Source organism: Actinoplanes sp. NPDC049681, from assembly GCF_044465265.1.
In the GTDB taxonomy this organism is placed as follows: domain Bacteria; phylum Actinomycetota; class Actinomycetes; order Mycobacteriales; family Micromonosporaceae; genus Actinoplanes.
In genome coordinates this window covers 529,807-542,831 of sequence record NZ_JBITLP010000005.1, presented here as the reverse complement: position 1 = coordinate 542,831, position 13,025 = coordinate 529,807, and the positions used below count along the sequence as shown (strand labels likewise).

Sequence of the window (13,025 nt, the reverse complement as noted above, 5' to 3'; positions counted from 1 at the left end):
TTGATTTATTCCAGAGAAGGGTCCTAAGGTTCATCGGGTGACGTCCGACTTCGAGGCGCAGCTGCGAGCCGTCTCGTTGCGCGTGACCCGACCCCGGCTGGCGGTGCTCGCCGCCCTGCACGACCACCCGCACGTCGACACCGACACGGTGATCGCGCTGGTCCGGACCGGCCATCCCATGGTCTCCCACCAGGCGGTCTACGACGTGCTGCGCGCGCTCACCGACGCCGGGCTGGTGCGCCGCATCCAGCCCGCCGGCGCCACCGCCCGCTACGAGACCCGGGTGGCCGACAACCACCACCACATCGTGTGCCGCTCCTGCGGCGCGATCGCCGACGTCGACTGTGCCGTCGGTGACACTCCCTGTCTCACCGCCTCGGACGACCACGGGTTCACGGTCGACGAGGCGGAAGTCGTTTATTGGGGCACCTGCCCCGACTGTTCGGAAGGAAGCAGATGAGCGACACCCAGGACAACGCTCCCTCCAGCGCGCAGGGAGTGGACAAGAAGGAGGCGGCCGGCTGTCCGGTCGCGCACGACTCCGTGACCGCTCACGGCAGCGAGAGCGAGAACCCGGCGATCGACTCGCCGACGCCGAAGACCGGTGGCCGGCCGCGGACGAACCGGGACTGGTGGCCCAACCAGCTCGACCTGTCGGTGTTGCACGCCCACTCGTCCAAGAGCAACCCGCTGGGCGAGAACTTCGCCTACGCCAAGGAGTTCCAGAAGCTCGACGTCGAGGCCCTCAAGCGGGACATCGTCGACGTGCTCACCACCTCGCAGGAGTGGTGGCCGGCCGACTTCGGCCACTACGGCGGCCTGATGATCCGGCTCAGCTGGCACGCCGCCGGCACCTACCGGATCAACGACGGCCGCGGCGGGGCCGGCGACGGCGGGCAGCGTTTCGCCCCGCTGAACAGCTGGCCGGACAACGCCAACCTCGACAAGGCGCGCCGGCTGCTCTGGCCGGTCAAGCAGAAGTACGGCCAGAAGATCTCGTGGGCCGACCTGCTGGTGCTCGCCGGCAACGTCGCACTCGAGTCGATGGGCTTCAAGACCTTCGGCTTCGGCTTCGGCCGCGAGGACGTCTGGGAGCCCGAGGAGATCTTCTGGGGCCCGGAGGACACCTGGCTGGGCGACGAGCGCTACGTCTCCGAGAAGGAGATGACCGAGGGTGTCGGCGCGACCGAGATGGGACTCATCTACGTCAACCCGGAGGGTCCCAACGGCAACGCGGACCCGCTGGCGGCGGCGCACTTCATCCGGGAGACCTTCCGCCGGATGGCCATGAACGACGAGGAGACCGTCGCGCTCATCGCCGGCGGCCACACCTTCGGCAAGACCCACGGCGCCGGCGTCGCCGACAACCACGTGGGCCCGGAGCCCGAGGGTGCCCCGATCGAGGCGCAGGGCCTCGGCTGGCTGAGCACGTACGGCAGCGGCAAGGCCGGTGACACCATCACCAGCGGCCTCGAGGTGACGTGGACCGACCGGCCGACGCAGTGGAGCAACCGCTTCTTCGAGATCCTGTTCGGCAACGAGTGGGAGCTCACCACCAGCCCCGGCGGTGCCAAGCAGTGGGTTGCCAAGGACGCCGAGGAGATCATCCCGGACGCCCACGACCCGGCGAAGAAGCACAAGCCGACGATGCTGACCACCGACCTGTCGCTGCGCTTCGACCCGGCGTACGAGAAGGTCTCGCGCCGCTTCCTCGAGAACCCGGACGAGTTCGCGCTGGCCTTCGCCAAGGCCTGGTACAAGCTGCTGCACCGCGACATGGGCCCGGTCAGCCGCTTCCTGGGCCCCTGGGTGCCGGAGGCGCAGCTGTGGCAGGACCCGGTGCCGGCCGTCGACCACGAGCTCGTGGGTGACGCCGACGTCGCGGCCCTCAAGGCGAAGGTGCTGGAGTCCGGCCTGACGACCGCGCAGCTGGTCGCCACCGCCTGGGCCTCCGCCGCCAGCTTCCGGGCCACCGACAAGCGCGGCGGCGCCAACGGTGCCCGGATCCGCCTCGAGCCCCAGCGCGGCTGGGAGGTCAACCAGCCCGAGCAGCTGGCGACGGTCCTGAGCACCCTCGAGGGCATCCAGCGGGAGTTCAACGAGGCCGGCGGCGCGAAGATCTCGCTCGCCGACCTGATCGTGCTGGCCGGCTCGGCCGCCGTCGAGAAGGCGGCGCGCGACGCCGGCGTCGAGGTGACCGTGCCGTTCCACCCGGGCCGCACCGACGCCTCGCAGGAGCAGACCGACGTCGAGTCGTTCACGGTCCTCGAGCCCCGGGCCGACGGGTTCCGCAACTACCTGCGCAGCGGCGAGAAGACCCAGCCCGAGGTCCTGCTGGTCGACCGGGCGTACATGCTGAACCTCACCGCGCCGGAGATGACCGTCCTCGTCGGCGGTCTGCGGGCGCTCGGCACCAACGTCGGCGGCAGCCGGCACGGCGTCCTCACCGACCGGCCGGGCGTGCTGACCAACGACTTCTTCGCCAACCTGCTGTCCCCGGGCACCCGGTGGAAGGCGTCGGAGTCGGAGGAGCACGTGTACGAGATCCGCGACCTGGCCACTGACCAGGTGAAGTGGACCGCCACCGCGGTGGACCTGATCTTCGGTTCGAACTCGCAGCTGCGGGCCCTCGCCGAGGTCTACGCCAGCGACGACGCCCGCGAGAAGTTCGTGGCGGACTTCGTCGCCGCCTGGACCAAGGTCATGGAGCTCGACCGGTTCGACCTCGCCTGAGGCCTACCCGCACGCGACGAGCCCGGCCGGCCCATCACGGGCGGCCGGGCTCGTCGGCGTTCAACTTTCCTGCACGATCTCGTCGACCACGCGTTTCGCGTGCGGGTCCGAGGCGTACGTGATCAGCGCCTTCCACAGGGCCCAGCCTCGCCCGCGGGCCCAGGTGCCGGCGTCGACGCCGATCCCGGCGCGGAACGCCTCGCGGCTCGCCCCGGTCAGCAGCGTCCAGGCGACGGCCAGGTCGCATGCGGGGTCACCGACGCCGCAGGTGCCGAAATCGATGACGGCGGCCAGAGCACCGTCACGGACCAGGAGATTGCCCGCGGCCACGTCGCCGTGGAACCACACCGGCCGGCGGTCCCAGGCCGCGTCCAGCGCCGTCTCCCAGATCCGCGTGACGGTGTCCCGGGGCACCTGACCGTCGAGCGCCTCGATCGCTTGCCGGGCCTGGGCGTCGTAGACCTGCAGGGGCCCGCCGCGCAACCAGTTGTGCAGCCCCGGCCCGGGACCTCCCGCCGGGTCGGCGCGCCGCAGGGTGACGAGGAAGGCGGCCAGGTCGGCCGCGAACCGGGTCAGGTCGCCGATGGCCCCCGTGGCGGCGGGTTCGCCCTCGATCCAGCGGTACACCGACCAGGGGAAGGCGAAGCCGTCGCCGGGCACGCCCTGGGCCAGCGGTACGGGAACCGGCAACGTCATCCGCGGCGCCAGTACCGGCAGCCACCGGTGTTCCTTCTCGACCGCCAGCGCGTACTCCCGGGCGGTGGGCAGCCGTACCGACATGCGGTCACCGAGATGGAAGGTCTGGTTGTCCCAGCCGTTGCTCGCGACGGGCCGTACCGGCAGCCCGGCCCACTGCGGGAACTGGCGGGCGATCAGCCGCCGCACGAGGCCGGCGTCGACGAGGCGGCGGTCCGGCTGAGGGATCATGCTCGAAACGTCTCACGAGGGACGGGACCGGGCAAACGCATTGCGGCCGGGTGCAGGATCTCCGACACAACAGGTCATGAGGTGGCTACGCAGCGGTAGACCGGGTGTCCGACACCCGTCGACCAGCGACTCCGGGGAGCTCTCATGGCCATTGCCTCCACGACCCTGCTCTACTCCGCCCATCCGGCCCTCGCGGCCACCCTCTCCGAAACGGTGCTGACGGCCGGCTCGCCGCGGACGGGTGTACTCGACGAGATCCGCGCGGAGACGGACCGCGCCCACGGACTCGTGCTGGCGGGCAACTACCAGGACGCCGTACCCGTCTACCAGGCCGTCCGGAACCGGATCTTCCGGCTGCTGGCGCCGGGCGGGCCCCGTGGGCTGGGGGACCGGTACGCGGCCCCGCACGACCTGTCGCACCTCAAGGAGATGGTGCGCGCCAGCGCCACCCTGCTCGCCGACCTGGTTCCCGGCATCCCCGACCCGCCCGTCATCCAGGCCGACATCGACCCGGGATCCGTCCGGGAGTTCGCGGAGGGCGCCCGCGCCGTCCCGCACGCGGGGAGCGACAAGAGCCGACGATTCGCCGACGTCGCGGCGCTCGGCCAGTACGCCTTCGACAACGGTGACTACGAGTCGGCGGTCAAGTACCTCACCACCGCGGCGGACATGGCCGGCGACGACCGGTCGGCCCGCGCCGGCCTGCTGCTGAACGCCGGTGCCGCGTTCGTGCAGCTGGGCAACCTGGACCGGGCCGAGAAGCTGCTCTCCAACGCGCTCGACGGCTTCCAGGGCGCGCAGGATTCCCTCGGTGCCGCCCAGGCCGCGCACAACCTCGCCGTGGTCAGCGCCGCCCGCGGCGACGTCGCGAAGACCGACGGCGCCTTCAAGGAGACCGACGAGCGGTCCCGCGTCGCGGCCGGCCAGGCGGGCATCGCCCTGGACGTGGTGCGCTCGCTGGGCCGCTCCGGCAACGGCAGGGACGGCAACAACCGGGGGATCACGCCGCTCGTCGCCGTCCAGGAGCTCGACCGGAAGGCGAGCAGCATCGACGTCCAGCAGACCCTCGGGCAGGGCGCGCAGCTCGTCGTCCGGGACCCGCTCGTCGCCACCGCCTGGTCGAGCCGCCCGCTGGACAGCACCATCGAGCAGGCGGACCGGGCCGTCACGTACAGCGCCGGGGTGCTGCTCGGTGCCGAGATCCGTACGGTCAGCTGGCAGAAGGCGAAGACCCCGGCGGTCGAGTCGCTGCTCGCCGCCGGGTACGAGTCCCGGCTCGCCGCGAAGTCCTTCTTCGACCTGCAGGCCGTCGTGTTCACCGCCGCCGACCTGTCGGTGCAGCTCGCGCACCTGTTCTACTACGTGGTCCCGGTGGGCCTGGCCGAGGCGTACGCGGGGCTCGGCGACTGGACCGCCGCCCGGACGTGGCTGTACCGGGCCGCCGACTACCCGTACCTGAACGCCGAGCTGGAGGCGCCGGCGCTGTGGCTGCGGATCGCCCAGACGCACCTGGGGGAGGGCGACGCCCTCTACAAGGCCGACGAGTTCGCCAAGGCGCTGGCCGCCTACGGCGGGATCGTCGCCGCCGACGGCACCCCCGGTGACGCGCCGGTGTTCACCCACGCCGCGCTGGCCGCCACCGGCACGCTCGTCGCGACGCTGCTCACCGACCCGGCGACGCTGCCGGACGGGCTGGACGCGGGCCTGGGCGCCGTGGTGCTCGACATCGCGGCGAAGGTGCACCAGCTGACCGCGAACCTCGACTGGTTCGGGGTGCCCGCGGCGTTCGTGCCACCGTTCACCTTCGACTATCTGCAGAACGCCGCCCGGTTCCTGGGCCAGCAGGCGCAGGCAGCCGAGCGGGACTACATCCAGTTCATGGAGCGGTACGACTCCGGCAAGCTCACCCGGACGCAGCTCAACCAGGCCGCCGCCGCGGCCTCCGCGGACGAGGCCGTCGCCCGGCAGCAGGCCGTGGCCGCCCAGGCCGAGGTCACCCTGGCGAAGACCGCGCAGACGCTGGCCAACACCCGCAAGGCCAACGCGGACGCGGCCCGCAGCGCGTACAACGCGATGGCCAACGAGCAGATCTGGCTCGAGACCGACATGGCCTGGTACAGCTCGCAGAACAACTGGGAGCTGAACAATCCCATCCCGGGCGACGGCCGGGACATCCACGAGGTGATCGCGGCCGACCGCAACCGGCTCGGCCAGATCAGCCGCGACTACGAGCTGCTGCGCATGCAGCAGACCGCGAACGAGCTCGGCATCGCCGCCGCCCAGGCCGGCGACCAGGTGGCGCTCTCCCAGGCGCGGTCGCAGGCGGCCGTCCTGTCCTCGCAGGCGGCGGCGCTGCGGCGGCAGCAGGCCCAGCAGCTCGCCGCCGTGTTCGAGTCCAGTGTGCTCACCCCCGAGGTGTGGCGCGCGCTCGCCGATTTCATGCACCAGCAGGCGCAGCGCTACCTCTATTGGGCGACGCGGATCGCGCGGCTGATGGAGCGGGCGTACGAGTTCGACTTCGACGCCACGGTGGACCGGATCCGGCTCGACTACTCCGCGGGTGCGGCCGCCGGGATGCTGGGCTCCGACCAGCTGCTCGCCGACATCGACTACTTCACGTACGACCGGATCACCCGGACCACCCACAAGATGCTGCGCGCCAGCCACACCGTCTCGCTGGCCGAGCAGTTCCCGTACGCGTTCGCGACCGGGTTCCGGCGCACCGGCGAGATCCACTTCGACACCCTGCTGTCCGATCTGGAACGTGGCTACCCCGGCTCGTACAACCACCGGGTGCAGGCCGTCGAGGTCTCCCTGATCGGCCTGGTGCCGCCCGGCGGGCTGCGCGGCACGCTGACCAACAGCGGCGTCTCGCAGTACCGGGCGCTCGGCGGGGAGACGAAGTGGCGGCTGCAGGACGTCGACACGATGCTGCTCAGCGCGTACACCCGCAACGACGCCATGATGTTCCGGCCGCGTCCCGAGCTACTGAACGTCTTCGAGGGCGTCGGGATGGCGTCGGGATGGACGCTGCGGTTCCCGCCGGACATCAACGACGTGGACTTCCGCTTCATCGTGGACGTCCAGGTCACCTTCCACTACGAGGCGCAGTTCGACCGGGCGCTCGCCGCCGACGTCGCGGCCCGGCCGGTGCCCGCCGAGGCGCTGCGCGCCACCACCTCGTTCACCCTGGGCAACGACTTCCCGGACCGCTTCTACGTGTGGCAGACCGCGGGCACCGCCACGATCACCGTCGGGCCCGAGCATCTGCCGCACCACCACCTCGACCCGAAGGTGCGCGGCATCTCGGTGCAGGAGCTGGGCTCCGCCCCGGTGCCGCTCACCATCACCGCGCCGGGCGGCGCCACCGCCGAGGTCACCCCGGACGCCACCGGCCGGGTGCCCTCCGGCGACCCGGCCCTGGCGGCGCTGGCCACCGCGGCGGTCCGCGGGGAGTGGACGCTGGCCACGACCGCCGGCCCCGGCGACCGCGCCGCCGTCGAGAACATCCTGCTGTTCGTCGAGTACGACTTCACCCCGCGCGGTGCGGCGTGAACGGCGCCGGCCCCGACGTGCTGGCCCTGCCCAAGGGCGGCGGCGCGGTCGGGGGCATCGGCGGCAGCTTCACGCCGGACCTGAACACCGGGGGCGGCGGCTATGCCGTACCGCTGGACCTGCCGCAGGGCGTGGACGGCCACACCCCGCAGCTGACGCTGCAGTACAGCACCGCGTTCGGCAACGGTGAGTTCGGGCTGGGCTGGTCCATCGGTACGGTACGGGTGGAGCGGACCGCCGGCGCGTACACCCTGGCCGGCGCGGGGAGGCTCGTCGACGTCCCCGGCGAGCCCGGTCGTCTCGTGCCGGAGACCGACGGGCTCGGTTGGCGGATCCACCGCGACGGCGACGGGTTCTCGCTCACCGACCGCTCCGGCGTCCGCCACGTCGCCGGTACGACCGCGGCCGCCCGCATCGCCGACCCGGACGATCCGGCCCGCGTCGCCACCTGGCTGGTGGAACGCTCGATCCGCCCGTCCGGTGACGAGATCGGCTACACGTGGGACGGCGACGGGCTGCTGCGGTCGGTCGCCTGGGCCGCGTACCGCCTCGAGCTCGGCTACGAGAACCGGCCGGATCCGGTGCTCGACGGGCGGGCCGGCTTCGTCCGGACGATCACGCGCCGCTGCACGACGCTGGAACTGCACGCTCCGGCCCAGGCGCCGTCCCTGCTGCGGCGCTACACATTGGACTACGTGCCCGGCCGGCCCACCGGGCACAGCCTGCTCGCCGGGATAACCCTGTCCGGCCACGGCCCGGCCGGCGAGGTGGCCACGTTCCCTCGGCTCGCCCTCGGCTACACCACCTCCGGGTTCGGGTTGCGGGCCACCGGTGCGGCCCTCGCGGCCGCGCTGGCCCGGCCGGAGGGCACCCTCGCCGACCTGACCGGGGACGGCCTGCCCGACGCGGTCGTTCTCGGCGGGGTGCCGACGGTGGCCCGCAACCGCGGGGACCTGGCCTTCGACCCGCCGCGACCGCTCGGGCGTAGCGGCCTGCCCGGGTGGGCGTCCGGGACCGCGCTGTTCGCCGCCGACCTCACCGGACGCGGCCGGGTCGACCTCGTCGGCGTCGGGGCGGGCCGCCGCCACCGCTACCCGGTGGACGGCGCGGGGGTGCTCGGCGCGCCGGTCGTCAGCCCGTACGCGCCGACCTTCACCCCGCTGGACGCCGGCGTACGCCTGCTCGACCTCGACGACGACGGCGCCGCGGACCTGGTCAGCCTGGTGGCCGGCGTGCTGACCACCGCGGGCAGCGACGGCGGTGGCGAGGACTGGCGGTCGGTCGACCGCCGCGTGATCGGCGGCGGCGACCCCCTCGCCGGGGTCGACCTGCGCGCACCCGAGATGCACGTCGCCCCGATGACCGGGGCCGGGCCGGTGGACCTGGTCGAGGTCCGCAACGGCCTGGTGCGCTACTGGCCGAACCTCGGCGGCAACCGCTGGGGTACGCCGCGCAGTATGGCCGGCAGCCCGATCCTGCCCGCCGGCTACCGCACCGAGCGGCTGTTCCTCACCGACGTCGACGGCGACGGCTGCGCCGACCTGGTGTACGTCGACACCGACGCGGTGCGGATCTGGCTGAACCGGGGTGGCACGGCGTTCGAGGAGGAGGTGACGGTCGGCCCGGTGCCCGGCATCGCCGCGGAGCGCGTGGAACCCGTCGACCTGCGCGGCATCGGCTGCACCGGGCTGCTGCTGTCCACCCGGCACGGCGCCCGGCCCGCCGCGTACCACCTCGACCTGGACGCCAAGCCGTACCTGCTGAACCGCATCGACGACGGCCTCGGCCACGCGACGACGATCGAGTACGCCACCTCGGCGGCCGAGTCCCGCAGGGACGCGGCCGAGGGACGCACGTGGACCACGTCGCTGCCGTTCCCGGTCCCGGTGGTGCGCCGCGTCACGCAGACCGACCCGGCCGGCGCCGACCGGATCAGCCGGTTCCGCTACCACGACGGGCACTGGGACCCGGCGCTGCGCCGTTTCCTCGGATTCGCGGTGGTGGACGAGGTCGAGGAGGGCGACGCCTCCGTCGCGTCCATCCTCAAGCGGACGCAATTCCACTTGGGACGCACCCCGGAGCGCGCCGACCGGCCGCCCACCGCCGCGGAACGACTCGCCGCCCAGGTCCTGCGGGGCCGGGTGATCCGCTCCGCCGGATATCCGGCGGACGCCGATCCGGACGTCGACGACCCGCTGTTCGAGGTACGGCAGGACTGGCAGGCGCACGGGGACGGCGTGACCGTCACGCCGCGGCTGGCCGAGCGCCGGGAGGACCACCTCGACGGCGCCGCGGCCGCCTGGCGCAGCACGATCACCACGACCGTCGCCTGGGACGAGTACGGCAACGTCACCGAGCAGCGTCAGCGCAACGAACTGGCCGCCGACCCGGGCGCCACCGCCGAGCTGCGGACGCTCACCGCGTACGCGATCGACACGGCGGCCTGGATCGTCGACAAGCCGTACCGGATCACCCAGATGGACGGCGACGGCCTGATCGTCGACGCACGGGTCCTGCGGTACGACGGCCCGGCGTTCACCGGTCTGCCCGAGGGCTTCGTGGCAGCGGGGCTGGTGACCTCCGAGGAACGTCTCGCCCTGCGCGACGACCAGGTCGCCACCGTGTACGCCGGTGTCCCGGTCGACCCGGCGGCACTCGGCTACCACCGCCGCGCCGGCGAGGAGGGCTGGTGGGTGTACGCCCGCCGCTACGACCGCTCCGCGCCCGGGGTGATGGTCAGCCTCGACCCGCGCGGCAACCCCGTCACCCTGCACCTGGACCCCGAGCGGCTCTTCCCGGTACGCCGGATCGACGCGCGCGGCAACGACATCGGCGCCGAGGTGGACCGCCGCGCCCTGCGGCTGGCGAGCCTCGGTGACGGCAACGGCGGGACGCGGCGCAACGCCTACGACCCGCTCGCGCGGCTGGCCGCCGAGTTCCGGCCCGGCGACGACCCGGCGGCGCCGACCGTCACCTACCGGTACCTGCTCGATCCGGCCGGGCCCGCCGTCGAGACCGAGGAGTATCCGGCCGCGGACCGGGGCGATAAGGTCACCACCCGGCGGTTCCTCGACTCCGACGGCCACGACGTGGGCGTAGCCCGCCTCGACGGGGACGGGACGTGGGTGGTCGGCGAGGCGATCCACCGCAACTCCCGCGGCCTGGCCGCGCGCACGTACCTGCCGTACCGCAGCCCCGCCGGCCCCGATCCGCAGCGACCCACCGCGGCCTTGCCGCACACCGCGACGGAGTACGACGTGCTGGGCCGGCCGACCCGGGTCACCCTGCCCGGCGGCGGGTTCCGCGTGGGGATGCACCTGCCGGGCCGCTCCGACCTCTACGACGAGGAGGACACCCGGGCCGGCGGCCCGCACGAGGGCACCCCGACCAGCTTCCACCTGGACGCGGCCGGGCGGGTGGGCCGGGTGGTCAGCCGCGCCGGGGCCTCCGAGCTCACCACCACGTACGCGTACGACCTGCGGGATCAGCCGACCGTGGTGACCGACCCGCAGGGGCGTGCCACCACCGTCCACTACGACCTGCTCGGCCACCGGATCCGGGTGGACGATCCGTCGGCCGGCACGGTGGTGTTCGTGCACGACGCGGCGGGCAACCTCGTCCGGCGCCACAACGCCGCCGGTCAGCTCGCCGATCAGGAGTACGACGAGCTGAACCGGGTGGTGCTCACGCGGGCCACCGGGCGGCCGGACGTCCGCTACCGCTACCTCGACCGCGCCGACGTGGGGGTGGGTGGTGCGCCCGGGCGGCGGCTGGGCCGGCTCGCCGGCGTCGACGACGTCCGCGGCTCGATCAGCTTCGACTACGACGTGCGCGGCGAGGTGGAGACCCGCCGGATCGTGCTGACCGGCGGGGACGCGTACACCGTGCGGCGCCGCACCGACCGGCTGGGACGGGTGGCGTCGATCGGCTACCCGGGCGCGGCCGGCGATGTGCCGGGGCCGGTGCTCACGTACGCGTACGACCGGCGGGGCTTCCTGCGGTCCGTCTCAGGGGTGATCGACGCGATCGACTACGACGAGGCGGGCAGCCCGGTGCGCACCGCGTACGCCGGCGGTGCCCGTACCGAACGGCAGTTCGACGCGCTGTCGCGGCTGATCTCCGCGGAGACGCGCGACGCGGCCGACGTCGTGCTCGACCGCCAGGACCTCACCCGGGACCTGTCCGGCCACGTCACCGGCGCCACCGGGTGGGCGTACACCCACGACGACCTCTACCAGCTCGTCCGGGCCGAGCCGGCGGGCGGCACCGCGATCGACTACGCGTACGGCCCGGGCGGTGACATCGTGTCCCGCTCCGACGTGGGCACCTTCGTCTACGGCGAGCGCGGCGCACCGCCCACCGCGGTCACCACCGCCGGTGGGGGCAGCTACGACTATGACGCGTCCGGGCGGCAGGTCAGCGGTCCGGCCGGGACGTTCACGTACGACGGCCGCGACCGCCTCACGGCGATGACCGGCGCCGCCGCCACCGTCACCCTGTCCTACGGCGCCTTCGACGAGCAGGCGGTCCGGGAGACGAGCGCCGGCGGCACGACCCGGCGGGTGGTCCTCCTCGACGATCTCGTGGAGGTCCGCGACGGGCAGCTGGTGCTGTTCGTCACCGACGGGCGCAGCCGGATCGGGCAGCTCACCCCGGGCGGCCCGGTGGCGCTGTGGCACACCGACCATCGCGGGTCGGTCACGCTCGTCACCTCGGGCGGTGGCACGGTGCTCCAGCGGCTCGCCTACGACCCGTTCGGCCGGCTCACCGCCGTCGGTGCCGGCGAGCCGCCCCGGTCCACGTACGACGCGTACGACCTCGTGCCGGAGTTCGGGATCTACCTCTCGGCGGCCCGCCCGTACGACCCGGTGCTCGGGCGCTACCTGGTCCCCGACACGGTCGCGCCGGACCTGTGGCACCCGGCCGGACTCAACCGGTACGCGTACGCCGCCAACGACCCGGTGACCCTGCGGGACCCGGCGGGCCGCGCCTGGTGGCAGATCGCGCTGGCGATCCTGGCGGTGGTCGCGGTGGTGGTCCTGACCGTGGTCACGTTCGGCGTGGGCCTGATCGGCCTCGGCGCGATGATCGGGGTGTTCGCCGCGATGGCGGCCGGGGCGGTGGTCGGCGGCATAGCCGCGGCCCAGGCCGGTGGCGACATCGCCCTGGGCATCCTGCTCGGCGCGGCCCTGGCCGGGGCCGCGGCGCTCGGCGGGGCGCTCGCCGGTGCCGGATTCGCCGCCGCCTTCGGCGCGAAGGCGCTCGCCACCCACCTGCTCGCCGGTGCGGTCAGCGGGCTGCTGCTGGGCGCCGCCACCGGCTTCGCGGCCGGCTGGGCCGGCGGTCAGGGCTCGGCCGGCGACATCTGGGAGAAGACCTGGAAGTCCGCGCTTGCCGGGTTCGTCACCGGCCTGGTGTTCGGGTTGGCCAGCTACGGCTTCGCCCAGGGCTGGTTCGGCACCGGCAACATCAACCCGCGGCCGCCCACCGGCGCCGAGTGGCAGAAGGCGGCCGCCGAGGGCGCCAAGGCGGCCGGCGAGGCCGGCAACGCCGGCGCTTCCGCGGGCGGGGTGGCCACCCAGGCCGCCACGTCCGGCGGTCTGAGCGCCGGGGGAGCCGCCCTGAACTTCGGGGCGCCGACCGGCTTCAACGTGCTGGAGACCTTCGTGTTCAACCCGGTGGCGATGACGTTGTTCATCGAGGCGACCGCGTCGCTGTTCGCGTTCGACCTGGTCGACGACATCATCGACGCCGTCCGCAACAGCGGCGCGAAGACGTCGAAGAGCGGCACCTGGTGACGGCTTCGGTAG

5 protein-coding genes are annotated in these 13,025 nt (G+C 73.3%); 4 read left to right on the top strand and 1 reads right to left on the bottom strand.

The genetic code is table 11. From position 1 onward, the window contains the following. Window positions 1-37: 37 nt before the first annotated feature. Together ACIBO8_RS20745 and katG are read left to right on the top strand one after the other, a co-directional pair. Window positions 38-460: a Fur family transcriptional regulator gene (locus ACIBO8_RS20745; RefSeq protein WP_396116891.1), complete on the top strand. Its 423-nt coding sequence runs from the start codon at window positions 38-40 to the stop codon at window positions 458-460. Beyond that, window positions 457-2,733: a catalase/peroxidase HPI gene (katG, locus tag ACIBO8_RS20740; protein ID WP_396116890.1), complete on the top strand. Its 2,277-nt coding sequence runs from the start codon at window positions 457-459 to the stop codon at window positions 2,731-2,733. Before ACIBO8_RS20745 ends, katG begins: the two co-directional genes overlap by 4 nt. Before the next feature lie 60 nt (window positions 2,734-2,793). Here the strand turns inward: katG and ACIBO8_RS20735 are convergent, their stop codons facing one another. Next, window positions 2,794-3,660: an aminoglycoside phosphotransferase family protein gene (locus ACIBO8_RS20735; RefSeq protein ID WP_396116889.1), complete on the bottom strand. Its 867-nt coding sequence runs from the start codon at window positions 3,658-3,660 to the stop codon at window positions 2,794-2,796. Window positions 3,661-3,804: 144 nt separating this feature from the next. Between ACIBO8_RS20735 and ACIBO8_RS20730 the strand changes: the two genes are divergently transcribed. Both ACIBO8_RS20730 and ACIBO8_RS20725 read left to right on the top strand, forming a co-directional pair. Beyond that, a complete protein-coding gene (locus ACIBO8_RS20730) occupies window positions 3,805-7,215 on the top strand; it encodes a hypothetical protein (protein WP_396116888.1) in 3,411 nt (1,136 codons plus the stop codon). Beyond that, entirely contained in the window at window positions 7,212-13,013 is a 5,802-nt protein-coding gene (locus tag ACIBO8_RS20725; RefSeq protein WP_396116887.1) for a toxin TcdB middle/N-terminal domain-containing protein, read from the top strand. The genes ACIBO8_RS20730 and ACIBO8_RS20725 overlap by 4 nt, the downstream gene beginning before the upstream one ends. The last annotated feature ends 12 nt before the right edge of the window (window positions 13,014-13,025 follow it).

Bases quoted from the DNA above. Each gene is read 5' to 3' on its own strand.
- katG (WP_396116890.1), top strand. From the start codon at position 457: ATGAGCGACACCCAGGACAACGCTCCCTCCAGCGCGCAGGGAGTGGAC.
- ACIBO8_RS20735 (WP_396116889.1), bottom strand. From the start codon at position 3,660: ATGATCCCTCAGCCGGACCGCCGCCTCGTCGACGCCGGCCTCGTGCGG.
- ACIBO8_RS20730 (WP_396116888.1), top strand. From the start codon at position 3,805: ATGGCCATTGCCTCCACGACCCTGCTCTACTCCGCCCATCCGGCCCTC.